Origin of the sequence: Roseburia sp. AM51-8 (assembly GCF_003478275.1) — a bacterium.
Lineage (GTDB): Bacteria > Bacillota > Clostridia > Lachnospirales > Lachnospiraceae > Pararoseburia > Pararoseburia lenta.
Genome location: NZ_QUEY01000003.1, coordinates 277,102 through 303,123, shown reverse-complemented (window position 1 = coordinate 303,123; position 26,022 = coordinate 277,102). Strand labels below are relative to the sequence as shown.

The 26,022-nt window shown below is 39.8% G+C and carries 21 protein-coding genes and 1 pseudogene; 18 read left to right on the top strand and 4 right to left on the bottom strand.

All coding sequences use genetic code 11. From position 1 onward, the window contains the following. The first annotated feature begins 109 nt into the window (after positions 1-109). The 13 genes and pseudogenes from glf to DW996_RS15040 all read left to right on the top strand — a co-directional run bounded on the left by glf (position 110) and on the right by DW996_RS15040 (position 18,689). On the top strand, positions 110-1,228 hold the full coding sequence (glf, locus tag DW996_RS08220; protein WP_118535402.1) for a UDP-galactopyranose mutase: 1,119 nt from the start codon (positions 110-112) through the stop codon (positions 1,226-1,228). 1 nt (position 1,229) lies between these two features. Beyond that, positions 1,230-2,108, top strand: coding sequence for a glucose-1-phosphate thymidylyltransferase RfbA (gene rfbA, locus DW996_RS08215; RefSeq protein ID WP_118281561.1), 879 nt, complete (start codon positions 1,230-1,232; stop codon positions 2,106-2,108). A gap of 9 nt (positions 2,109-2,117) precedes the next feature. Continuing rightward, positions 2,118-4,313: a glycosyltransferase family 2 protein gene (locus tag DW996_RS08210; RefSeq protein WP_118535401.1), complete on the top strand. Its 2,196-nt coding sequence runs from the start codon at positions 2,118-2,120 to the stop codon at positions 4,311-4,313. A 12-nt stretch (positions 4,314-4,325) separates the two neighbouring features. Beyond that, positions 4,326-4,835: a hypothetical protein gene (locus DW996_RS08205; protein WP_118535400.1), complete on the top strand. Its 510-nt coding sequence runs from the start codon at positions 4,326-4,328 to the stop codon at positions 4,833-4,835. Positions 4,836-4,861: 26 nt separating this feature from the next. Continuing rightward, positions 4,862-6,235 (top strand): hypothetical protein, encoded by a 1,374-nt coding sequence (locus DW996_RS08200; RefSeq protein ID WP_118535399.1) that lies wholly within the window; start codon positions 4,862-4,864, stop codon positions 6,233-6,235. A 12-nt stretch (positions 6,236-6,247) separates the two neighbouring features. Further along, complete coding sequence (locus DW996_RS13365) at positions 6,248-7,651, top strand: ABC transporter permease (RefSeq protein WP_243098724.1); 1,404 nt, start codon at positions 6,248-6,250, stop codon at positions 7,649-7,651. 25 nt (positions 7,652-7,676) lie between these two features. Next, a pseudogene (locus DW996_RS08190) lies at positions 7,677-8,992 on the top strand (ABC transporter ATP-binding protein). Further along, positions 8,989-11,697, top strand: coding sequence for a glycosyltransferase (locus tag DW996_RS08185; RefSeq protein ID WP_118535398.1), 2,709 nt, complete (start codon positions 8,989-8,991; stop codon positions 11,695-11,697). Before DW996_RS08190 ends, DW996_RS08185 begins: the two are co-directional and overlap by 4 nt. Positions 11,698-11,710: 13 nt before the next feature. Continuing rightward, a complete protein-coding gene (locus tag DW996_RS08180) occupies positions 11,711-13,789 on the top strand; it encodes a GH25 family lysozyme (RefSeq protein ID WP_158575279.1) in 2,079 nt (692 codons plus the stop codon). Positions 13,790-13,809: 20 nt separating this feature from the next. After that, a complete protein-coding gene (locus DW996_RS08175) occupies positions 13,810-15,666 on the top strand; it encodes an N-acetylmuramoyl-L-alanine amidase (RefSeq protein WP_118535396.1) in 1,857 nt (618 codons plus the stop codon). A gap of 18 nt (positions 15,667-15,684) precedes the next feature. Next, on the top strand, positions 15,685-17,667 hold the full coding sequence (locus DW996_RS08170) for a transglutaminase domain-containing protein (protein WP_147403546.1): 1,983 nt from the start codon (positions 15,685-15,687) through the stop codon (positions 17,665-17,667). After that, the gene (locus DW996_RS08165; RefSeq protein WP_118535394.1) at positions 17,668-18,312 is read left to right on the top strand and encodes an acyltransferase; all 645 of its coding nucleotides are present in this window, start codon (positions 17,668-17,670) and stop codon (positions 18,310-18,312) included. Continuing rightward, positions 18,309-18,689 carry a hypothetical protein gene (locus DW996_RS15040; RefSeq protein ID WP_442969952.1) on the top strand — a complete coding sequence of 127 codons (381 nt, stop codon included), beginning with the start codon at positions 18,309-18,311 and terminating at the stop codon, positions 18,687-18,689. Before DW996_RS08165 ends, DW996_RS15040 begins: the two co-directional genes overlap by 4 nt. A 62-nt stretch (positions 18,690-18,751) precedes the next feature. On the opposite strand, the gene DW996_RS08160 is transcribed toward DW996_RS15040, so the two are convergent. From DW996_RS08160 to DW996_RS08145, 4 genes are read right to left on the bottom strand one after another with little or no spacing between them, the layout of a single operon-like run. Continuing rightward, positions 18,752-19,303: a hypothetical protein gene (locus DW996_RS08160; RefSeq protein ID WP_147403545.1), complete on the bottom strand. Its 552-nt coding sequence runs from the start codon at positions 19,301-19,303 to the stop codon at positions 18,752-18,754. Continuing rightward, positions 19,288-20,139 carry a YfhO family protein gene (locus DW996_RS08155; protein ID WP_118535392.1) on the bottom strand — a complete coding sequence of 284 codons (852 nt, stop codon included), beginning with the start codon at positions 20,137-20,139 and terminating at the stop codon, positions 19,288-19,290. Before DW996_RS08155 ends, DW996_RS08160 begins: the two co-directional genes overlap by 16 nt. Further along, positions 20,136-20,705 carry a YfhO family protein gene (locus tag DW996_RS08150; protein ID WP_118535391.1) on the bottom strand — a complete coding sequence of 190 codons (570 nt, stop codon included), beginning with the start codon at positions 20,703-20,705 and terminating at the stop codon, positions 20,136-20,138. Before DW996_RS08150 ends, DW996_RS08155 begins: the two co-directional genes overlap by 4 nt. Beyond that, positions 20,690-21,088, bottom strand: coding sequence for a hypothetical protein (locus tag DW996_RS08145; protein ID WP_118535390.1), 399 nt, complete (start codon positions 21,086-21,088; stop codon positions 20,690-20,692). Before DW996_RS08145 ends, DW996_RS08150 begins: the two co-directional genes overlap by 16 nt. 151 nt (positions 21,089-21,239) lie before the next feature. Between DW996_RS08145 and DW996_RS08140 the strand changes: the two genes are divergently transcribed. The 5 genes from DW996_RS08140 (at position 21,240) to DW996_RS08120 (ending at position 26,017) form a co-directional block, all read left to right on the top strand. Next, positions 21,240-21,479, top strand: coding sequence for a tyrosine-type recombinase/integrase (locus tag DW996_RS08140; protein WP_118535389.1), 240 nt, complete (start codon positions 21,240-21,242; stop codon positions 21,477-21,479). Between the two features lie 268 nt (positions 21,480-21,747). Then, complete coding sequence (rffA, locus tag DW996_RS08135; protein WP_118535388.1) at positions 21,748-22,878, top strand: dTDP-4-amino-4,6-dideoxygalactose transaminase; 1,131 nt, start codon at positions 21,748-21,750, stop codon at positions 22,876-22,878. A 10-nt stretch (positions 22,879-22,888) separates the two neighbouring features. Continuing rightward, positions 22,889-24,100, top strand: a complete 1,212-nt coding sequence (locus tag DW996_RS08130; protein ID WP_118535387.1) for an ATP-grasp domain-containing protein — start codon at positions 22,889-22,891, stop codon at positions 24,098-24,100. After that, positions 24,097-25,068: a glycosyltransferase family 2 protein gene (locus DW996_RS08125; RefSeq protein ID WP_243098722.1), complete on the top strand. Its 972-nt coding sequence runs from the start codon at positions 24,097-24,099 to the stop codon at positions 25,066-25,068. Before DW996_RS08130 ends, DW996_RS08125 begins: the two co-directional genes overlap by 4 nt. After that, positions 25,049-26,017: a hypothetical protein gene (locus DW996_RS08120; protein ID WP_118535386.1), complete on the top strand. Its 969-nt coding sequence runs from the start codon at positions 25,049-25,051 to the stop codon at positions 26,015-26,017. Before DW996_RS08125 ends, DW996_RS08120 begins: the two co-directional genes overlap by 20 nt. Positions 26,018-26,022 lie beyond the last annotated feature (5 nt).

The window sequence follows — 26,022 nt, the reverse complement described above, 5'->3', positions numbered from 1 at the left end:
GGAGGCTTTATCCTGTCTAATTGCTAGCATAAGGTTGTCAAAATGTTACAAAATTGCTACAATACAATTAACTATGTTCGGATTTAAATAAGAAAGGAAGACAGAGATCATGAAGCATTATGACTATCTCGTAGTAGGTGCTGGACTTTTCGGAGCCACATTTGCATACGAAGCAAAAAAGAGAGGAAAGGAAGTACTTGTTATCGATAAGCGCGATCACATCGCGGGTAACATTTATACCAAGGAAGTAGACGGTATCAACGTACATGTTTACGGTGCGCATATCTTCCATACCTCGGACAAGGCTATCTGGGAATACATCAATCAGTTTGCAGAATTTAACAATTATATCAACTCTCCGATCGCAGTTTACAAGGACGAACTTTATAACCTGCCATTCAACATGAATACCTTTAGCAAGATGTGGGGCATCCGTACACCGCAGGAGGCTAAGGATATTATCGAGAAGCAGAAGGCAGAGTATGATATAGACGAGCCAAAGAATTTGGAGGAGCAGGCATTGTCTCTTGCCGGTAAAGATGTCTATGACAAACTGGTCAAGGGTTATACCGAGAAGCAGTGGGGAAGAGATTGTACGGAACTTCCGGCATTTATCATCAAGAGACTGCCGATGCGCTTTACTTATGACAACAACTACTTTAACGACCGTTTTCAGGGTATCCCAATGGGCGGTTATACACAGATCGTTGAGAAGATGCTGGATGGCATCGATGTCGTTACCGGAGAGGATTTCTTTGATCTGAAAAAGTCCGGAAAGTTATCTGACGGCACTGAAGTCTCTTATGATCGGATACTCTTTACCGGTCAGATCGATGAATACTTTGATTCTAAGTTTGGACCACTGGAGTATCGTTCTGTCCGCTTTGAGACAGAGAAACTGGATATGGAAAACTACCAGGGCAACGCTGTAGTCAACTACACAGAGCGCGAAGTTCCATATACCCGTATCATTGAGCACAAGCATTTTGAGTTTGGCAAGCAGCCGACAACCATCATTTCAAGAGAATATTCTTCTGAGTGGAAGCCGGGCGTAGAGCCATACTATCCGGTCAACAACGAGAAGAACAATGCTTTGTATGAGAAATATGCAGAACTTGCTGCCAAGGAAGGCAATGTGATCTTTGGCGGACGTTTGGGACAGTACAAGTATTACGATATGGACAAGGTGCTCATGGCAGCGCTGGAGTGTGTAAAGGAGGAATTTTAAGATGAAAGGTATCATTTTAGCAGGTGGTTCAGGAACCAGATTATATCCATTGACCAAGGCGATCAGCAAGCAGATCATGCCGGTATATGATAAGCCGATGATTTACTATCCGCTGTCAACACTGATGTTGGCAGGTATTCGTGAAGTGTTAATTATCTCTACACCAAGGGATGTGGTTGTCTTTGAGGATCTTCTTGGAGATGGTAGTCAGTTAGGCATGGATATCCAGTATGCCATTCAGGAGCAGCCGAATGGACTTGCAGAAGCGTTTATTATCGGTGCAGACTTTATAGGAAAAGATGCAGTGGCGTTGGTACTTGGCGATAATATCTTCTATGGTCAGAGTTTTTCACAGGTATTAAGACGTGCAGCAGATAGAACTGAGAACGAACCTGGGGCTACCATCTTCGGCTACTATGTCAGAGATCCGAGAGAGTATGGCGTGGTTGAGTTTGACGAAAATGGTAAGGCTATTTCGATCGAGGAAAAGCCGGAAAATCCAAAGTCAAATTACGCGGTTCCGGGTCTGTATTTCTATGATAATTCGGTCGTTGAGATTGCAAAGACAATCAAGCCGTCTGCCAGAGGAGAACTTGAGATCACAGCAGTAAACAACGCTTATTTAGAGCGTGGAGATTTGCACGTAGAGACATTGGGACGTGGATTTGCATGGCTTGATACAGGAAACCATGACATGCTTCTTGCAGCAGCAGACTTTGTATCTGCTTTTCAGAAGCGACAGGGACTTTACATTTCTTGTATTGAAGAGATTGCATACAAGAGAGGATTTATTGATAAGGAGCAGCTGGTAAAACTGGCACAGCCGCTTTTAAAAACAGATTACGGAAAGTATCTGATGGAGATTGCAGAAGGGTTATAGTTTTACGGCATGGTTAGACGAGCAGCGAGAAAAGCAAAACGTATTATAAAACGAATATTGCGCATTGGTAACTATCAGAATATTGATGTATTCCGACAGTGGATAGAAGAAGTAGAGCCGACGGTCTGGAATCAGGGGGTCTTGTCATATGCCCCTCTGATTTCTGTTGTAGTACCGGTTTATAATGTTTCAAGCCAGATGCTGCGCGACTGCATCGATTCTGTCAGGGAACAGACCTATGAAAACTGGGAAATCATCCTGGTGGACGATCATTCTTCATGGGAGAATGTCCGACAGGTGCTGTCTGAGTACAGTGACATGCCGAAGATCCGTGTGATCTATCGGGAAGAAAACGGCAATATTTCAGAGGCGACCAATACAGGACTTGCACAAGTGCAAGGGGAGTTCATTGCCTTTATGGATTGTGATGACGTTCTGGCTCCGCAGGCATTATATGAGGTGGCATATCTTTTGAATGAAAACCAGGAATTGGACTTTGTCTATAGTGATGAGGATAAAATTACCGAGGAGTGTCAGGCAAACAGGGAAGGCACGTTTGCAATACCTGTAAAAGATCGTCATACACCTTTCTTTAAACCGGATTGGTCACCGGATGCCTTTATGTGTCTGAACTATACCAATCATCTGTCTGTGTATCGAACCGAGATCGTCAAAGAAGTAGGCGGTCTGCGCACAAAGTACAATGGCAGTCAGGATTACGATTTTGCTTTGCGTTTCATGGAACATACAACAAATCGGCGCGTGGGACATGTAGACAAAATTCTTTACCATTGGCGCGAACGCAAAGAATCGGTGGCGTATGATCCGAATTCCAAGCCATATGCACTGGAAGTGGCAAAGAAATTAAAGGAAGAAATGATCGAACGACGCGGACTGCATGCGGATGTGGAATATGTAGAAGGCGAGTATCAATATCGCTTGGTCTATCACAATGACACCGGTGAGAAGGTAAGTATCATCATTCCGTCTAAAGACAATTTTGATATTTTAAAGCATTGTCTGGATACCATTATAGAATTTACGGATTATCCGAACTATGAGGTCATTGTTGTGGATAATGGCAGTGCGCAGGATGTACAGGATAAGATTAATGCTTATATTGACGGCAAAAATATACACTACATTTACGAGAAGCAGTCTTTTAACTTTTCGCATATGTGTAATCTTGGAGCAGAGCATGCATCCGGAAAATATTTCTTGTTCTTGAATGATGATATTGGAATCCTGCATCAGGGATGGCTTGACCGCTTGGCAGGACATGCCGCACAAGAGCATGTGGGTGCTGTTGGTGCAAAACTTTTATATCCGGATTCGACAGATATCCAGCATGATGGTGTGTTAAACCTGACTTGCGGACCGTCTCATGCATTTAGTCATATGGATGATGCACAGTCTTATTATTTCGCGAGAAATCGTGTGGAATATGACTGGCTGGCAGTGACCGGCGCCTGTTTGATGGTTGATAGGGCAAAGTTCTATGAGGTTGGCGGCTTTGATGAAGAATTTCCGGTTGCCTACAATGATATTGACCTGTGTTTTAAACTGGCAGAGGCTGGTTATTATAATGTATGTCGTAATGACGTCACCTTGTATCATTATGAGTCTGTGAGCCGTGGGCTTGACAATCAGGATGATGAAAAGATGCTTCGACTTGCGATGGAACGCAGCAAATTGTATAAAAATCATCCTGCATTTGAGGGTTATGATCCCTTCTATAATCGCAATCTGGGGGGATATAATATCTCCTTTAGTATCCAGATGCAGGGGGCTGGCGATCATGAGCCGCTACAGACAGAGAGTAGCATGGAAGATTTTGTCATTGATTTTGATACAGAGTCTATCAATTTTATGGCGCGCATTAATAGTGTGGAATATCTGAATTCACTTGTGCGTGTTGTTGGTTGGTTCTATACAGGTAGTCTGAAGGTGGATGGCAAACGTGATCTGTATCTGGTCTTGCGAGGTGAGTCGGGTAAGTGTTACCGGGTGGATGTGGAACGCTTTGTTTCCGAGGAATCCAGACGGACTTATGACAGCAGATACGGTAATGTAGGATTTGAGATCTTGATAGACAAGAATAAATTGGATCCGAAAGATCAGAAGTATCAGATAGGTGTTATGATCTCCGGAGATAAGCGCCAGGATTGGTTCGTGCAGTGGACGGAGAGATGGATTCTTAGATAGAGGATTGTAGGCATGAAATGGTTGGAAAAGTGGTATGCAAATAAAGGACAGATGGTTACCGTCCATAATATGGATGAATTGAACGATCTCCTGGCATCGGAAAAGAAAATTTATGATGTTATTGTTTTAGAAGATATCATTTTCCCCAATGACCCACAGCAAGTGATAAGGATTTTAGAAGCGTTGCAACAGGTCATGACTGATGATGGAAATATTTTGATAGCAACATATAATAGGTTGGGACTTCGTTTTTTTAATGGAGCACCGGAACCTTTTACCGGAGAGTATTTTCTGGGCATATCAAATTATAATGCATCGAATACTTATAATACCTTTGGTCGTCAGGAATGGGTTGATGTGCTGGAGGGCACACACTATTCCTATCGGTTTTATTATCCATATCCGGAACATCATTATCCGGAGGAAATCTTTAGCGATATGTCGATCAATCAATATGGATATGGGAGACATATCCGAATCTGGTTGGTCGGCGATATGAGTTATATAATGAGCAGAAGGTAGCACAGGCTTTCTCAGATGCGCGTATCATGCAGGAGTTTGCACATGCGTTTCTTATCGAGTTAAATGCAAAGAAAGAATATATAGAATATACAAAATTCTCGACGGACAGGAAGAAACAATATAGTATTAAAACATGCATAATATCAGATGGAAATGAGAAATGGGTAGAAAAAAGTGCTACAGATGACAGTGCTAATAGTCATATTTATCATATGTGGCAGAATACAAAACAGACGAACTTGCATTTGTTGTCCGCAAAGTTGAAAGGCGAGAACACAGTCTGTTATGATTTTTTACAGGGCGAAAATTACGAATCGGTCATGCTGAAAGCGCTTAATAAAAGAGATACAGAACGGTTATTTATGTTGTTGCATGAGTATTATACCTTATTGACTGAAAATGCACAGGTAATGTCATATCGTTCAGAATTGTTCACAAAGATTTTTGGAGAGAAGCAAAGTGAACCCGAAGTATTATGTGTGCAACCGGCTAATATAGATCTCATCTTTGATAATATTTATTTTTTGGATGATACACACAAGATGACAAATATTCGTGTTATCGATGGAGAATGGATTTTTGATTGTGCTGTGCCGGTAGACTTGATATTTTGGAGAGCCTTAAACGAGTTCTATGGAAAACATCCTATGATGGAGGGGGTAATACCCTTCAAGATGATATGTGAAAAATATGGACTGGATGAGGCAAAATGCAACAAGTTCCAGCAGTGGAACCAATATTTTACATTAGATTATGTTGGGGCAGGGCAGGCCAACCAAAATCAGAAAAAAACAGACCTGTTGTCACTCAATGAGATACGGTGGAAGCAGCAACCGGGAAGACGCATCCTAGTTACTGCGTATTGGAAAATAAATAAGGAAGATGAATTTTGTGAGGAAAATGCTGTTTATCGCGAAGCGGAAGATCAAGGAGATTATCATTACGCGATAACATTTTATAAACAAGAACTCAAGGGCAGAGCGGAAGTACGATTGGATGTCCAGAAAGGAACGTTTTGTAAATGTAGAATTATATCCACAAAGGGAATAAAAGGTATATTTCCACAAAATGTATATAAACGAGAGGGAGAATTCGCATATTTCTTATCTACAGATTCATCATACATGATAGAAATGGATGAGGATGCAGATGAGATATATGTAGAATATGAACTTATAGACTGTGAACACGAAACAAGAAATTATTTAATAAATCAATTGCAGACGGTCACGAACGAAAATCAGCGTGTCCGTGAGGAGTGCGACCGGTTAAGAAATGAATTGTCAATGCACAATCAAATGGAACAGGAAGATCGAGAATGGCAGAAAAAGTTGAGTGAGAGCAAAAGTTCTCGGGGGTATCAAGGCATTCAAAAATTAAAAAAATTGGTAAAAAAATAAGAGGTACTATGCATGAAGAAAAAAAAGATGTTGTCATTATGCTTGATTTTAGCATTAATGATCATAAGTAATTTTGCAATCGCAACATATGAAAAAAAACCAACAGGTGAAAAAATAAATGTAGAATTCTCTGTAGACTCGAAGGATGCGGTTGATATTAAGGTATATTACACAGAAAAGGGACAGGCATCTAAAGAAGACTTCAGCGAGACAAAGAGTGTTACTATAAATTACAAGGGATCAGGTGAGAAGACAAGTTCTGTTGTACTACCTGCAGCGGTTCAATCCATACGTATTGATCCGGGCGAGGGTACAGCCGATGTTTCTATATCCGAAGTATCTGTTTCATATAAAAAACAAGTATTGCTTTCGACAGATGAAATGCAGATGACAAAATTGAACAATATGAAACAAAAAGCAGGCTTGTATCAGACATGTAAGGGAGATTCTGACCCTTACATTGTATGGTCAATTCCGACAGAGCAGGTGTTGGCTGATGTAGCAAAGGTTATGGCACCTAAAATGTTGGCAGTGGAGATTCTTTTATGTATTATCATTGATTTATTACTCATGGTAATCTGGTGGAAACGCAGGATTTTATTTGCCATTCCGAAGGAAATCGTAGAAAATAGGAAATTGATCATATCTTTGGCAAAAAACGATTTTAAGGCGAAGTTTGCAGGATCATATTTTGGAATTATTTGGGCTTTTGTACAGCCGGTTGTGACGATCGTTGTGTATTGGTTTGTTTTTGATAAAGCGCTAAATTCTGGGACGCAGATTACAAAAGAGGGAATAGAAGCTCCATTTGCATTATGGCTTACCGCGGGTATGGTTCCTTGGTTTTATTTTTCAGAGGTGCTTAGTGCAGGAAGTAATGCTTTGGTTGAGTATAACTACTTGGTCAAAAAGGTTGTTTTTAAGATTAGTGCTTTGCCGTTTGTAAAGGTTTTATCAAGTATTTTTGTTCATGTATTCTTTGTAGTGTTTATGATTATTCTATCTGCATGCTATGGATTTTATCCGTCTGTATATACATTACAGGTAATCTACTACTCATTTGCGATGATGTGTTTGTGTATTGGTATTGTATATGCCACCAGTGCAATGACTGTATTTTTCCGAGATTTAACACAGTTGATCAATATTCTTTTGCAGGTTTTGATGTGGATGACTCCGATCATGTGGAATATGGATGCTATGCAGAATAGAATTTCGCCGGTTGTCCTAACGATTTTAAAGATGAACCCAATGTACTATATTGTTTCCGGGTATAGAGATTCGGTTATCAATCATATTTGGTTTTGGACCAGACCGGAGACAACATTGTATTTTTGGGGTGTGACAGTTGTACTATTTATGATTGGATCCGTGATATTTAAAAAACTGCAAGTTCACTTTGCAGATGTTTTATAAGAGTCGAATAGATGAGGTTGAAAAAATGGAAGAGTATGCAATTCGAGTAAAGAATGTAAGCAAAATGTATAAACTATATGATCGCAACAAGGATCGATTGATTGATGCATTTGGCTTATCAAAAACGCCTAGATACCATGAGCATTATGCCTTCATAATCTGAATATCGATGTAAAGACGGGAGAATGTGTCGGCATTATTGGTACGAATGGTGCAGGAAAATCAACCATATTAAAGATTATCACAGGTGTATTAAATCCAACAGAAGGTGAAGTGGAGATCAATGGGCGTATCTCTGCCCTTCTTGAACTGGGTGCAGGTTTTAACATGGAGTACACCGGCATAGAAAACATATATCTCAATGGAACTATGATTGGGTTCTCGCGAGAAGAAATCGATAAGAAAATGGATGATATTTTGGCATTTGCAGACATTGGTGATTTTGTATATCAGCCAGTTAAGACATATTCCAGTGGTATGTTTGTCAGATTAGCATTTGCGGTAGCAATCAATATTGAGCCGGAAATCCTTATAGTAGATGAGGCATTATCTGTCGGTGATGTTTTCTTTCAGGCAAAATGTTATCACAAGTTTGAGGAGTTTAAAAAGATGGGTAAGACGATTTTATTTGTAAGTCATGATTTGGGAAGTGTGGCAAAGTATTGTGATCGTGTTATCTTATTAAACCATGGGCAGAAGCAGGCTGAAGGTAGTCCGAAAGAAATGATAGGTCTGTATAAAAAATTGTTGGTGAATCAACTGGATGAGCAAGTACAGCAGACTGTCAATGAGACGATTACAGAATCTGTTTCGGAATCGCAGGATTATAGTATTACAAATGAACAAACGGATAATAGTGCCTCATGGAAAAGCCATTATGAAATCAATCCGTCATTGGATGAATATGGTAATGGCATGGCACATATTATTGACTTTGCAGTGCGAGATGAGAGTGGTCTCATAACGGACGCGATAGAAAAAGGTACGACTTTTTCTATTACTTCAAAAGTGAAATTTGAGGAAAAGATACAGAATCCGATTTTTACATTTACATTCAAAAATGTGCATGGAACAGCCATTACGGGAACTAATACCATGTACGAAAACAAGAATGTAGATGTAGTTTATCCGGGGGATATATATACTTGTACCTTTACGCAGGAGATGAATTTACAAGGAGGAGAATATTTATTATCCATCAGTTGTACCGGGTATCGAGAGGGAGAGTTTGTGGTATATCATCGATTGTACGATTTGATCAATATTACGGTCATTTCCGAAAAAAATACAGTTGGTTTTTATGACATGAATTCACAGGTTAAAGTGGAGAAGGTAAAATGAGTTTTTGGACAAACATCAAAAGCAAATTCAATACAACAGAAAAACAAGATGCGGTGATATATCATATTGATTCATTGGTGAATGATGACGGAAAAATGTCGGTAAAGGGATGGATCTTTTCTACGCAGATGGATTTAAAGCAGATCCAGATTATACTGAGTCAGCCGCAGAGGGAACAAGTGATTGAAGTGCCACTAACGTTTCGAAAAGATATTGTAGATGTTTTTTCGTTATCTGTAGGAACAAAGACAGCCTTTGAATTTACCCTAGCATATGAATCTGCGGACACAACGGATGTATTTTTACAATATGCTAAGGAGGCAGGCAAGGAAAGAAAGTTACTTTGTACCTTATCAAAACAGGAACAATGTAAAGAAACCTGGTTTTATCCTCGGGTAGGGCAATCCTATGAGGAGGATGGAGTAGAGTATAATGTGGATACTATTTCCCAAGTGGGGAATAGACTTTATATTCGTGGCTGGATTTTTTCGCATAAACAGTCAATAGATAAAGTCCGATTGGTAGTGAATTCCCTCCATTATGAAGATAGTGTGGGATTAAAGTTAGTACAGCGAACAGATGTTGCTAATTCGCATAATCTGTCGGATCCTTATTGTGGATTTTCACAGGAGGTAGAATTTTCTACGAACGAGTATGCCTGCGTGTTCTTGGAGTATACACAGGGAGAACAGAAAAATCGCGTATTTATAACGGATGTCAATGCTAATACAAAAGAAGCAGGAATTTGTATACAAAAGAGAAAAGATTATTCTTACAATAAATTTGTAGAGAAATTTGTGGAGACATATACAGAAAATATATGTATACCACAGGATGCGTTTGTTGACTTGATTGTTCCTGTTTATAACGGATATGAGTTTTTGGAAAATATGTTTGCCGGAATTGAGAAGACGGCGGTGCCATACAAATTATATGTGGTCAACGATTGTAGTCCGGATGAACGTGTATTGCCGTATTTAAGTGAGTATGCCAAGAGCAGAGAAAATGTCGTATTGCTGGAAAATGAGGAAAATCTGGGATTCGTGCAAAGTGTTAATCGTGCCTTGGCACAGACATCCCATCATGTTGTTCTTGTAAATACAGATGTGATGCTGCCGGATCAATGGTTGGAAAGATTGATGCTGCCAATTTGGAATAGTGATGAAGTGGCATCTACAACACCTTTTACCAATAGTGGAACAATTTGTTCATTTCCAAATTTCTGTGAAAATAACCATATTTTTATGGACAAAAGTGAGAGCGAGATAGATCGATATTTTCGGATGGTTCAGCCGCACTATGTTGAAATGCCAACAGGTGTAGGATTTTGCATGGGAATGAACCGTAAAGTGATTGATGAAATTGGCAACTTAGATGCGGATACTTTTTATAAGGGATATGGGGAGGAAAACGATTGGTGCCAGAGAGCAATCCGTGCAGGGTATCATAATGTTCAAGTGGAAAACTTATTCGTGTGGCATAAACACGGAGGAAGTTTTCTGAGTGAGGATAAGAAACGTTATATTGAAAGAAACTCAGCTATTTTGGAAAAACGTTATCCTACATACAAAAAGGATGTAGATATTTATTGTGCGATGGATCCGAATTGTCAGGTGCGAGAATATGTTAAAATGCGTATGATTCAAGATAACGTTGAACAGTTCATTGTTGTGCTAGACCATGATTGGGGCGGTGGCGCAGGCAAGTATATGGAAAATCGCATCCAGTCAATGTTGGATCATAACACTGCTGTTATGCGCATTGTGGATAATGCAGATGTAGGTTTGCAAATGGTTGTTTATTATGATGAATATGAGGCAACATTCCGTGTAGATCAGTTGGAGGATACATGTTCCATTTTGACGGGACATCAAGTCCAACAGGTAATGATAAATGAATTAGTGGCATATGAGCATATTGCTCAAGTTCAGCAATTTATTATTGGTTTAAAGAAGAATTTTAAAACAGAAATTACCATGTTGTGCCATGATTTCTATCCGGTGTGCCCGAGTATTTATTTGTTAAATGACCAACAAAAACATTGTTTCCTACCAGCCAATTTGGAAGAATGTGAGAAGTGTTATCACAACAACACGAATAAAATGAATTTGGAATACGATTCCATTGCTTCTTGGAGAAGTATCTGGGCGGAATTTTTATCCCAGTGTGATCATGTGATCACTTTCTCAGAAAATACAAAATCTTACTATGAACAATGTTATCCGGATATACATTATGAAGTGGTTCCGCATCAAGTGGACTATATAGAACCTGTGGAGAAGATAGATAAGACATCAGATCTCATTACGATAGGATATGTTGGGAATATGATGCCTAGCAAGGGCTCTGAGATACTTATTCGGATGGCGGAACTGATAGAAGAACAGGGATTAAATGCAAGAATTGTTGTGATAGGTCCGAATTTGAGTACTTCTGCTAATGAGCATTTGCTTATCCATGGAAAATATTCCCGAGATGAATTACCAGAACTGATGAAAGAATATCAAGTGGATATTGTTTTCATTGCGTCGATATGGCCGGAAACATTCTCCTATACTACAGAGGAGGCTATCAAGATGGGGATGAAAGTAGCGGCGTTTGATCTGGGAGCACCTGCGGAAAGATTGAAGAAGTATGATAAGGGAATTATAATTCCGGAAATATCAGCAGAGGCAGCATTAGATACTTTGTTAAACAATGCATAGAAAAGAGGAAGAAATGAAAAAAGCAATAAGAAAAAGGATCATGGCAGCAGTATTGTTATGCGCAATGGTTATGACAACACTCCTGGGACAGGCTGGCACTTTGGAAACCAAGGCAGCCGTGGCACATTTTGACGGTAACGACTACCGTATGTCAGGACAGGTAGATGAGGGATTTTATGATGATGAGTCCTCAAGTGTCATGGGTTATACAAAAGGGAATCCTCGTGAAGGATATACTGCCATTCGTAAAGGAATTGATGTGTCACATTGGCAGAACGATCGGGGTACGATTGACTGGAGTGCAGTAAAGAATTCCGGGGTCGAATTTGTTATTGTTAAAGTTGGTGGACGTTATAACGATGGCTCTTTTTATACAGACAAATGTTACAAGAAGAATATCGAGGGAGCGCTTGCGGCAGGACTTCGTGTAGGCGTTTATTTCTGGTCGGAGGCTGTTACAGAGGCTGAGGCGAGAGAAGAGGCTAACTATGTAGCCGGACTGATCTATATGTATAATATTACACTTCCAATCTGCATGGATTATGAATGGTGCCCGTCACGATATCGAGGTGAATGTCGCCTATATAATTCAGGACAGAATGCAGCACAAAGAACCGCTGTAGCAAATGCATTTATGAATCAATGCGCAGTGAATGGTTATACCGGAGCTTTATATGCCAATAAATCAACTTTAGAAAATTATTTTGATGGAGCATCACTAGCAGTGAACGGACGTGTCTGGTTAGCAAACTATATGAGACCGCAGGTTACAGACTATGCATGGTGGGTTTCTTCTTCTTATGCACAGCCATATGATTTCTTCCAATTCTCTTCACAAGGAACGGTACCAGGCATCACTGGCTATGTAGATTTAGACTATTGGTATGATGATGGAACCATCAGCGGGCAGGACTATTCGGCTGTCTTTGATGCTACATATTATGCAGAACACAATGCAGATGTCGTAAGTGCAGTAGGAAGTGATGCAGGGGCTCTTTTGAGTCACTTTAAAAATTATGGCATGGCAGAGGGTAGACAGGGTTGCGCAACCTTTGATCCAAAATCTTATTATCTGCAATATGGAGATCTTCGATATGCTTATGGTACGAACTGGCCACTATATTATCAGCACTACATGCTTTATGGAAAGGCAGAAGGACGTAAGGGAACCGGTTGTACTACGATGCAGGGACCGACAACGGTCTATAATGGCATTGATTATTCCGGCGTATATAACTATTACTACTACTTGGAGCACAATGTCGACGTGAAAAATGCATTAGGTACGGATGATGCAACAATTTTGAAGCATTTTGTGAATTATGGTATGGCCGAAGGACGTCAGGCGATTGCCTCATTCAATGTATCGTCTTATCGCTTACAGTATGCGGATCTTCGTAGTGCATATGGTAAGAACTGGAAGAATTACTATTTGCATTACGTCAAATATGGGCAGAAAGAGGGACGAAAGGGAACCGGTTGTACGGCGCTGCAAAATGCAACAACGGTCTATAATGGCATTAATTACGCCAGTGTTTATGATTACAACTATTATGTAAATAATAATGTCGATGTAAAAAAAGCCTATGGAGATGATGAAAACGCAGTGCTTGCACACTTTGTCAATTATGGTATGAAAGAAGGCAGACAGGCAAAATCCACTTTCAATGCAAGCTCTTATCGCTTACAGTATGTGGATCTACGAAATGCATATGGCAGCAACCTTAAGAACTACTATTTGCATTATATGAATTATGGAGCAAAAGAGGGACGAAAAGGGACCGGTTGTACCACTGTGCAGGGAGCTACGACCGTCTATAATGGCGTAGATTATTCTGCTGTGTATGATTACTACTACTATGTATCAAATAGCAGCGATATAAAGAATGCTTATGGAAATGATGACCAGGCAGTACTTGCTCATTTTGTTAATTATGGAATGAAAGAGGGGCGTCAGGCGAAAGCAGATTTCAATGTAGGGGCATATCGTGGAAACTATGCGGATTTACAAAGCGCATATGGAAATGATCTGAAAAGTTACTATCTGCATTATATGAACTTCGGTAAAAAAGAAGGCAGAAGCGGAATTTAAGGACTAGAAAAGAAGAGACAATGAAAGATAAATTCTTAAAAAGACTAATAACGATACTGCTTGCTCTTGTTATGTGCACTTGCTTGTATGTGCCGACAGGAAGCGTGGTCTATGCAAAAGAGGGTGATGACTCTACGACAGCGCAGATGCGCAAGGAGTTGGAAGAAGCATTTGGTGATGCTGACTGGGCGTTGCAAAAGGCAGCTATCAAAAAATATGCAAATACGGGACGACTGACAGTTGTCTTGGATGCGGGACATGATAGTACACATCATGGGGCATCCCGTTCCGGTTTGAAAGAGGAAGAACTGACATTAAAGATTGCCCAGTATTGTAAAGCGGAGTTGGAGCAATATCAAGGCGTGGATGTGTATTTGACCAGATCATCAAATGCATGTCCGAATCCCGGAACTTCATCTACCATGGATAATTACTATCGTATGGTGTGGGCTTCTAATATGGGGGCAGATGTTTATATCAGCCTGCATCTGAATGTCTCACAGTCAGCGGCGACATCCGGTGTGGAAGTGTATGCACAAAATAGCGGCTACCGACCGGATCTGAGTGCGGAGAGCCATTCACTGTCACAGAGCATAGCCAATGTATTACAGTGGATCGGTCTGTCAAACGCGGGAGTCAAGATCCGCAATTCAAACGATGGAAGCACCTATCCGGATGGAAGTGTGACGGACTATTATAGTGTGAACCACAACAGTAAATTGTTGGGATTTCTGGGTATCATCGTAGAGCATGCTTATCTGACAAATGCCGGAGATATCCAGCGTTTCCTGGGAAATGAAAGTGGATTGCAGCAACTTGGTCTGGCAGATGCCGCAGGTATTGCGAATTATTATGGCTTGTCCAAGGAGGATTATTCTGCGGCTTTTGATGCGTCATATTACTACAATAATTATGCCGATCTGCAAGCGGTCTATGGATATGATGAAAAGGCATTGCTTGACCATTTCCTGAATTATGGTCTGGCAGAGGGGCGTATCGCAAGCCCGATCTTTGATATTACATATTATAAGAAGAACAATCCGGATCTGGCTGCGGTATATGGCGATGATTTAAAGAAGTATTGTACGCATTTTGCGGTTTATGGTATGAATGAAGGACGGCAGGGCTGTGCAACGTTTAATGTCAACTCTTATAAACTGCAATATGCAGATTTGCGTCAGGCGTATGGCAATGACCTATCGAAATACTATGAACATTATCTGAAATATGGATATCGTGAAAATAGAAAAGGAACCGGCTGTACTTCCCGACAGGGATATGTGACACAGTACAATGGCGTGGATTATGCATCCGTTTATAATTGTGATTATTACCTTGCAAATAATGCAGATGTGAAAAATGCCTATGGATCAAATGATGATATTGCAGTTCTGCAACATTTTGTCAACTATGGCATGAATGAGGGACGGCAGGCAAGCAGCAACTTTAACGCGACATCCTATCGCCTGCAATATGTGGACCTGCGCAATGCTTATGGCGGACAGTTGAAGTCCTATTATGAGCATTATATGAGATACGGCAAAAAGGAAGGTCGTGTTGCAACGGGCTGCACGACGGTACAGGGAGCCACAACAATACATAATGGTGTAGATTATTCCGCGGTGTATGATTATTACTATTATGTGGCAAATAATGCGGATGTGAAAAAAGCCTTTGGCAATGACGATGTGGCAGTTTTGCAGCATTTTCTTAATTATGGAATGAAAGAAGGCAGATGCGCAAAGGAAACGTTTGCAGTGCAGTCTTATCGAAGCAGATATGCGGACTTGCAGTCTGCGTACGGTGATAATTTACCGGCATATTATATGCATTACATATCTTATGGACAGAATGAAGGAAGAAGCGGTGTGCGATAGTAAGTGAGGAGAAAACCTATGAAACGAATGAAGAAACTGTTACTGGTATTATGTAGTGCGGTATTTGTGACCGTGTCAGCGCTGGAGACATTGCCGGTTTATGCGGCGAATGAAATAGCAAATGCAGAGGGATACCATGCACCGCAAGTCACAGAACAGATCGTTTCAGAGTACACCGATGTATATGAGCCGAGTTATACCAGAAATGCAGGCAGCAGTTACTGGGCAAAGTATGGCTCAGATTATTATTACAACCAAATGACAGCGAGTCAGAAGAAACTTTATGATGGTCTCTATCAGATGTGTATGGCATATCTGACAGGGACAGGGGATATCAATGGAAAGACTGCTGTCATGAACGCAAGCCGTGAATATACACAAGGGGTGTCATATAGCGGCTTGACAGACACAGAGGCAATCAATACAACGATTGCCTTTGTTAATTCTAATCCGCAATTTTATTTCCTGGATGGTGAGGATTATGTCAGGGAATATTATGCCGGTGTGGAGAATGCAGGAACGATCTATGTTGATGTCTATGACGAATTTGTAGATGGTGCAACGCGCCAGAATTATACCGACCAGTTTCAGAGTGTGATCGGTAACTGGATGAGTCAGGTCAATGCGCAGGCAAGCGTTTTGGACAAGGAGTATAAGGCACATGAATTGGTGATAACCAATACGATATATAAGGATGGTGCATCCTATAATCAGTCTTGTTATAGCGTTTTTATGAGAGGACAGAGTGTATGCGCCGGCTATGCAGAAGCATTTGAATTATTGTGCAATGGAGCAGGAATTGAAACGATCATTGTGACAAGCGCAACGCACGAATGGAATCAGATCCATATAGGAAATTATTGGTATGCTGTAGATCCGACGTGGGCGGATACATCCGGCACTTTGGCATATTACAATGTAAGTGATGAGACTTTGCGGAAAAATAACCGGTCACATGTACCGGAGACTTTCTGGAGTACGGTCAATCGTCCGGAGTGTAAGTATGACTATGGTAAGGAAGATACCTCGTCAGATAATGGAACAACGAGCGGTGGTTCATCATCGGGCGGCACAAGTAATAGTGGCGCACAAAATCGCGCCTATACGGCGGTGCATAATGGCACTGATTATAGTAGAATCTTTGATCCATATTACTATGCAGATACTTATGGCGATCTGAAGCAGGCATATGGTTATGACTGTAATAGCCTGTTGCAGCATTTTATCAATTATGGCATGGCAGAGGGACGACAGGCAAAGAGTGGTTTTAATGTGACATCATATCGTTTGCAGTATGCAGATCTGCGCAGAGCCTATGGAGCGGATCTGAAATCTTATTATATGCATTATGTCAATTATGGAGCAAAAGAAGGACGAAGCGGCATCGGATGCACGACTTTGCAAGGTGCCGTGACGGTCTTGGGCGGTGTAGATTATAGTGCGGTCTATGATTATCAGTATTATGTGAACAAGTATGCAGACATCAAGACGGCATACGGCTATGACGATCTGGCTGTCTTGCAGCATTTTGTAAACTATGGGATGAAAGAGGGACGACAGGCGAAAAGCAGTTTTGACGTAAATTCTTACCGTTTGCAATATGCGGATCTGCGAGGAGCTTATGGAAACGATTTGAAATCCTACTATACGCACTACATCAATTATGGAAGAAAAGAAGGGCGTGTGGCTACTGGCTGTACGACTTTACAGGGAGGGACAACCGTCTATAGAAGTGTCAATTATGCCGCGGTCTATGATTTTTCTTATTATGTTGCTAACAATCCGGATGTATATAGAGCATACGGCAATGATGATGTAGCAGTATTACAGCATTTTGTAAACCATGGAATGCAGGAAGGACGAAGAGCCTGCGCAGGATTTTCCGTGCAGACTTATTGCACGAATTATGCAGATTTGCAGAGAGCTTATGGAAATGACTGGAAAGCGTATTATATGCATTATATCAATTACGGTGTGCGAGAGGGACGAAGAGGAGTATAAATGAGAAAATATTATATTGATTATTTAAGAGTGGTTTTAATGATAGGAGTTATTATTCTGCATGTGTCAGCCAATAATTGGTATGGCTATGTGGAAACGAACCGCTGGATAGTTTTTACAATATATAGTGCAATTTGTCGTGTGGCAGTGCCTTGTTTCTTTATGATCTCAGGAGCATTATTTTTAGACGATAGTAAAAAATTAGAGTACATGAAGTTTGCTAAAAACCATATTATCAAAATGATAATTGTGTTGTTTGTATGGGCTATGTTTTATCAAGTATATGCATTGGATGGAAATATCAATGTATTTACAATTAGAGTTGCTATAAAAAATGTTTTACTAGGGGAAACACAGACACATTTGTGGTTTTTATATGTGACGATAGGTTTTTATTTGTTGGTTCCAATTATAAAAGTGTATACCAATTCTGCTTCGAAAAATAGTATGGTATACACACTATTGATAATAGGTATGATAACAATAGGGATAGACACATTGTCAATGCTTACCGGCACAATACCTGTAATTGTGAGTAATAACATTTCAAAAATGACGTTGTCATCTGGAAAATATGTCTTTTATTTTCTTGTGGGACATTATATTGATAAATATATCTCCCTAAAAGACCTTGTCGTATTTTGAATATAGTAGGGGTTATTGCTTTAGGATTAGAAATATATATTACGGTTACTCTATCGAGGGTTAATATGATACCAAATGAAAATTGGATGCGCTATACATCAATTTTTGTAGCAGCGAATGCAGTAGCTGTTTATGCATGTTTCCGCAATCTCGAGGTTACCGAACCATCACGTCTGATTAAAAATATGGCAAATTGCTCTATGGGAATATATTTAGTACATATGTTTTGGATTTTGGAATTATGGAAACATAATTTTACAACGTTTTCATTTAATGCAGTAATATCTGTGCCCGTAATTTCAATAATTGTATTGACACTGAGTTGGATTACAGTATTTGTTTTAAAAAGAATACCCGTAATACGAAAATTTGTATAGTGATTATAACAGAAGGGAAATAACAAGTTTACTTTTTATTTCCCTTCTTGTGAAGAATACTGTTACCTCACATACACCCGGTGTGGTGCTCCGTGGAAGGTATAACAAGCAACATCGTGATCTTTCAGATATGCTAATGTATTCTTACATTTATATTGTTCCCCAGTGTATAAAAAATAAGGCGCATCTGCGTAAACGGCGGATGGATGCAAATTCAAATAGTAGGATGGGGCAAGTGCATTGTTACCGCGATGTCCTAATTGAATATAGGTGGCGTCCAGTTCGTGTCCGTATTTTTCATACAGTTTGTCAGCCAATTCGGCATCTTCAAAATCAGCAAAAAATAACATACTTTGTTTTTTTCCGGATATTTTGAAAATGAGAGAACTACTGTTCGGCAAATCAAGATTTCGTTCTATAATCTCAGGCGTGTATTCGCTATATACCTTCAACTGGCTGTCTCCCAGATGCAGGGTGTCTCCCTCGTGTAGATATTCGACAGATAATATATTCTTATCCTCCAGTGTTTGCGTGGTATCTAAAAAAGTATAGTAGGTGTCAATATCGTCAACATCACGTGCAATCTGTTCATAAACTTCTAATGGAAATTCCACTGTATACAGATGGTCGATTGTGATCGAGACGGCGTCATCCTGCATGATACGATTAAAGGCTCCCATATGATCTGTGTGTGGGTGCGTAATAATCCAATTATCATCCAATTATCCACATGGTTATTATGTTCCTTTATAACTGTGCGAACAAGGTCAGCCATAGCTGGTATACCGCCGTCAATGATGGAAAAGGAGTCTGCTGTTTCAACCGTCCAAAAACTAAATTGCGTTGCAGTGGTGCTGTCATAGCCATATTGTGTGATGATCGTTTCTCCGGAAGCAAGACGCTTTCGAATACTGTTATCTTCCCCGGTATGTCGCTCATAAAGCAGAATCACCAGTATCATACAAGGGATAAGAATAACGGCTGTGCAGCGGTACTGTTTTTGGCGTTCGTTGCGTGAAAAATTGCGTTTGCGGTATAGCAGAAGATAAAGAGCCATGCCCATGAGCGCAAGCTCGCTGATGCAGATGCTGACATATATCATAGGGTCACTGTAGGCCAAACGTACATCATGCTCACCGGGGCTGATGCTTATGCCTGTCAAACCACCGTTAATATTGTATGCTGTGACTTTTTGCCCATCGATATAGGTAGACCAACGATTATCATAAAAGATAGGGAGGCATAACATGACATCGGCTATCTCGGTATTATTAATCTTTCCGCTTAGTTCATGGTCGACATAGGATATATCATATAAGGATTCTTTTTGCAGTTGTTCCAATGCGAGATTAGCTTGTTCTACACAAAGGGAAGACGTGTCAATGGTAGCATATTGTGAGAGCAACTCAGACTCATTTTCAGACTTTGTCAGATAAAAGCCGGAAGTCATAGCATATGCTTTCTGCTCAGGACCCAGCTTATCGTAACCGTCATGGGAAAGTGCATGGTGATACGGTAGAGCCCGAGGTCTTTACTTTGGATGTCAGCAGCAGCCTCTTTTGTCCCGTCATTATACAGAGATGTTTCATAGTTCTCCTTGATAATGGCGGTTCTGGTATTAGCAATCGGATAAGTCTCTAGTGCAATATCAAGGCAGACCACGAGCAATAAACTGAGGGCTGCAAATTGCCGGCTTTTCTTGACCATTGCGATAAAAACCATATTGTATAAAAACAGGATAAAGATTACCTTTACAAAGGCATGTTTGCTAATCTCTATCTGTCCGGTCACGGCAAATCCAAATACAAGTGTAAGTAAAAGTAAAATAATCACATCGCTGATGAGCAGCCAGCGCTTGAGAGGAATATGGTCGGTATGTTCTGTAATATCATCTAATGTATAAATACATAGGCAGATTAGCACTATGATATAGACAAAAGTCCAGCGCTGCTTGGTTGCATCAAACGTAAAGAGTTTTGTGACGATCGGAAAGAGCAGCGTTAAAGTGCATAGCAAAAAATGATGCGTTTTTTAGGGGTCCCCCGAAAGAACAGACAGAAAATCAGCATCATGATCGACAGAAGGGAGCACCAGAGGATTGTACCTTCATAGTAATTGTATGCCCCAGTATAATCGTTACCAATGCGATAACCGTAAATACCTGCAAGCATAGTGGAAATATACATACTCAGTATATATGTATAGGGAAGCAGGGCTGATGGCACAATATAGGTCAATATTTGCGCTGGATTGAGATAGGAAATCAGCAGAGTGTATAAACCACCACCCAGTCCCGATTGAAAGGAATAGTCATTCAGGCTTCCGATATGGCTATCTGCGGCTGCGGATGCAAAGGGATGAATAATGGAAATCGTATCAAATCCTATGTCTGTAAACATAAATAATTTATCACCAAAAATATATTGGTGATAAATTATGAGAAAAAGAAGTGTGATGCAAGATAGCGAAAGTAGCCATTTGAAACGTAAGGAACGGTATGGTAGTTCCCTAATATCACAATGAAACAGTTCATCAATTGGGTCTGTGTAGATAAGAGTACCTTCTATATATGAAAAGATTTTGAATAGGCTAGAAATTCCCTACCGTAATTTCCACTGCCTCAGACACACATTTGCTACAAGGTGTGTTGAAAATGGCGGTGATTATAAATGCGTCAGTGAAATACTTGGGCATAGTTCTATCAAAATCACCATGGATCGCTACGTACATCCCAGAATGGAGCAGAAAAGAGAAATTGTGGAAATGCTATGTAATTCACAAACAATATGATTTTATACGAAAAATTGTTGATAATTTGAAAGAGAATGCTATAATATAAGCACAATTGAAAAGCGATAGTTTTTATAGGGTGTGTCCATAATGATATGGCACTCCTTATTTTTTGTGAATATTACATTAGAAAAGGGAAATCAGACATCATGGAAACTCCATTGTTAGCTGATTTTTTCAAACTAGACAAAATACGACAATAATAGTATAGTAGATATGACCTTATTGGTTTTCAATGAGGTCAGTTTACCCTGAAAGAGAGAAAATTATGATTAATTTTAATGTACCGCCTCATGTGGGAGACGAAGAAAAATATATTGCCGAGGCGATTGGCAATCATAAAATATGCGGTGATGGACCTTTTTGCAAAAGATGTGCAAAGTGGTTTGAAGATACTACAGGAACAGAAAAGGCGTTACTGACGACTTCTTGTACACATGCGACGGAGATGGCAGCGATTCTGGCAGATATTCAGCCGGGGGATGAAGTCATCATGCCGTCGTATACTTTTGTATCGACAGCAGACGCCTTTGTTTTGCGTGGCGCTAGAGTGAAATTTGTAGATATCCGACCGGATACAATGAATATAGATGAAAAATTGATCGAGGATGCGATTACCAAAAAGACAAGGGCAATTGTGCCGGTTCATTATGCGGGAGTTTCCTGTGAGATGGATACGATCATGGATATCGCGCGTAGACATAATTTGTTGGTTATAGAAGATGCAGCGCAAGGTGTCATGAGTACATATAAAGGGAAAGCTCTTGGGACGATTGGTGATTTTGGATGTTATAGTTTCCATGAAACAAAGAATTATAGCATGGGTGAAGGTGGACTTTTATTAATCAAAAATCCAGATTATATAGACCGAGCAGAAATTGTCCGTGAAAAAGGAACGAACCGAAGCAAGTTCTTCCGTGGACAGATTGATAAATATACATGGGTAGATGCAGGCTCGTCTTATCTGCCAAGTGAACTCAATGCAGCATATCTCTGGGCGCAGTTGGAGAAGGCGCAGGAAATTTATGATGATCGCATGAACAGTTGGAATCAGTATTATGAAATGCTGAAGCCGTTGGCAGAGGCGGGATATATTGAGTTACCATATGTTCCGGAGGAATGTATACATAATGCACATATGTTTTATATTAAGGCGAAGGACTTGGAAGAGAGAACAAAACTGATCGAGTATTTAAAAAACCATGGCGTTGGAGCAGTGTTCCATTATATTCCGCTGCACAGTGCACCGGCAGGCAGAAAGTTTGGTCAATTTGTGGGACAAGATAAGTACACGACCAAGGAAAGTGAAAGACTTATGAGGTTACCAATGTATTATGGCTTGAAAGAGAATGAAATAGATAAAGTGATTGAGTTAATATCTGCATTTTATCAGAACTGAGAGGAATTATATGAGTAAAATTATGGTTATAGCCGGTGGAGATTGGCAAATTGAACTTATCAAAAAGGCAAAACAGATGGGGCATTATGTTATTTGCTCTAATTTATACGAGGATTCACCAGCCTTTCCTTATGCGGATGCATGTGAAGTGGCAAATGTGTTAGATAAGGAAAAAAATCTTCAAATTGCGCAGAAATATCAGCCGGATGCGGTGATCTCTGATCAGAGTGATATAGCAGTACCAACCGTTGCTTATGTAAATGAAAAAATGGGCTTACAAGGCATCGGTACAGACAAGGCAGATATTTTTACAGATAAAACACTGATGCGTCAGAGATGCAAAGAAGCAGGTCTGCCAGTGCCGGATTTTAAAATTTGTAAAACGCTGGATGATGCATTAGAAATGCTGAACAAACACAAGAAAATTATCATAAAGCCAATTGATAGCCAATCTAGTCGAGGTGTCTATACAATTACAGACGAAAAAAAATTGAGAGATAAATTTGATGATACAATGTCATATTCAAATCGACGAAAAGAAATTCTTGCTGAGGAATATATTGGCGGAGATGAGTTTACCATTGATGGACTTGTAGTGAATGGAACACATTATCCTTTATGTATTTCAATAAAGGAAATGTATAAAGAAAATCCTAATGTTTCTAAAGTACAGACATATACATATAGTCATCCGGTATATGATTATGAATTATTACGGAACACGAATAAGGCACTGGTTGAAAGCACTGGTCTGCCGATGGGATTGACTCATTCAGAATACAAATTTTATAAAGGTAAGTTTTATTTGATAGAGGCTGGCGCAAGGGGAGGCGGAAGCAACCTTTCAGGGAAAATCGTACCATATATGTCAGGCGTTGATAATTATGAGTATCTGATAAAAGAAGCATTGGGACAGAGTGTTGATCAGAAGGCACTGGATCAGTTACATTTGCCAGAACAGCGATGTGTTGTTATGCGTTTCTTTGATTTTGGAGAGGGAATTGTACAGAAAGTACATGGGAAAGAATATTTAGCACAACATGCGAACGTCCTTGATTATCAGTTGGAGATCCATGAAGGAGATCGATTAGAGAATCCAAAGTATGGACGATTGAGACCGGGGCATTTCATTGTAGGGGCAGATTCCTATGATGAAGCACAGAAATTAGCACAAGACATTTTGAATAATGTATATGTGACTTTTGAGGAGCAAAAAGGGTGAAAAGAGAATTAGTGAGTTTTGTGATCCCGTGTTACAATTCTACAAATACCTTAGAGGATGTTGTATCTCAAATAGAAGATGTTATGTGCCAGAAATTATCACAATATGAATATGAGATTATTCTGGTAAATGATTGCTCGCCGAATGGGACAACCTACCAAAAAATATGTGAGATTGCTACTGGAAATACACATGTTAAAGGCATCAATCTTGCACGCAATTTTGGACAACCGTCGGCTGTAATGGCAGCATTAAATCACGCTAAAGGTGACTACGTGGTGTGCGGTGATGATGATGGGCAGACGCCATTTTCAGAATTACCGCGTTTGTTTGAAAAAATTGATGAAGGATATGATGCGGTCGAAGCAAGGTTTATTGAACATGAAAAGCGTTCTTGGTTCAGAAAATTTGGAACGTTCATGAATGAAAGTATGCAATCCTGGCTTATTGATAAACCGAAGGGGGTTGTTTTAACAACCTTTTGGCTGGTAAAGAGATTTGTAGTTGATGAGATGTGCAAGTATCCTAACTCACATCCTTATTTGGGCGGTTTAATCCTGAGAAGTACAAGAAATGTATGCAATGTTGATGTGAAGAAAAATGAACGCCTTCGAGGCAAATCAGGATATAACCTAAAAAAGATGGTAGAACTTTTCTTAAATGGCTTTACAACTTTTTCGGCGAAACCATTACGAGTTACGATGTTTTTGGGTTTATTTGTAGGATTTATGGGGCTGATTTGCGGCATAGTGACGATTGTTCGCAAAGTAATTGATCCGGCGATAAGTGCTGGTTATAGTTCAATGATGGCTGTGATTTTAATACTATTTGGTATTTTGTTTGTCATGCTGGGAATATTTGGCGAGTATATAGGGCAGACATATATAGCGCTTAATCAGGCACCACAATATGTTATCAGAGATAAGATTAATTTCGAAGAGGAAGTAGATGGTGAAAAGAAAGCATAGTTCATATGGTGGATTTCAACCATTAGAATTAAAACAAGGACAAGCGTATTATTCGGAAGATAAATATAATTTGCTGAAATATAACTCGGCAAAAGTAGGAATCGATATATTGATAGAAAAGGAACATATACAGAAAATATTCGTTCCTTTTTACTTATGCCCAAATGTATGTAGGGAAATTGAAAGGCATGACTTGGAGGTTGAGTATTACTCAATAGATGATAATCTACTTCCGATCATAGAACGAGCCGAGGAAGAAGACTGGATTTACATTGTTGATTATTTTGGAGTAATGGATACCAAGGTAGATAAGTATATCAGTGAGCATCCAGAGCAGCATTATATTGTTGATAATTGTCATTCCTTTTATCACAAACCCAATGTAGGAGGCAATTATATATATTCATGTAGAAAGTTTTTTGGTGTTCCGGATGGGGCTTATCTTATAACAAACGCTGTTATTGCTAGTCAGCCACGCCTTGTGTGTAATGCCAAGCAAGCGGGATATTTATTGACTTGTCTGGAAGAAGGAACCAATGCCTGTTATCAGGGAAAAAAGAAGATGGATCAATATATTGCAGAACGATATGAAGGAATGTCTCTTTTGGCGGATGCAATCATGCAGAGTATTGATTATGAAAGTGTAAAGCAACGACGGCGAATGAATGCACAGGTATATGAGGAGAGATTTAGAAAAATCAATCGTATTTCCGTTGAGCCAGAGAGTATACCCTATATTTATCCATTAAACATAGGAAAAAACATAAAAAAGGAATTGATTGAGAATAAAATTTTTGTGCCAACTTTATGGGATCAATGCGGCGATGAAAAATATAAAGAAACATGGGAGTATGATCTGACGAAGAATACAATATTTCTTCCTGTAGATCAAAGATATGATGAGGAGGATATCCGCTATATTATTTCTGTAGTGGAGTCATTAATTTAGAAATT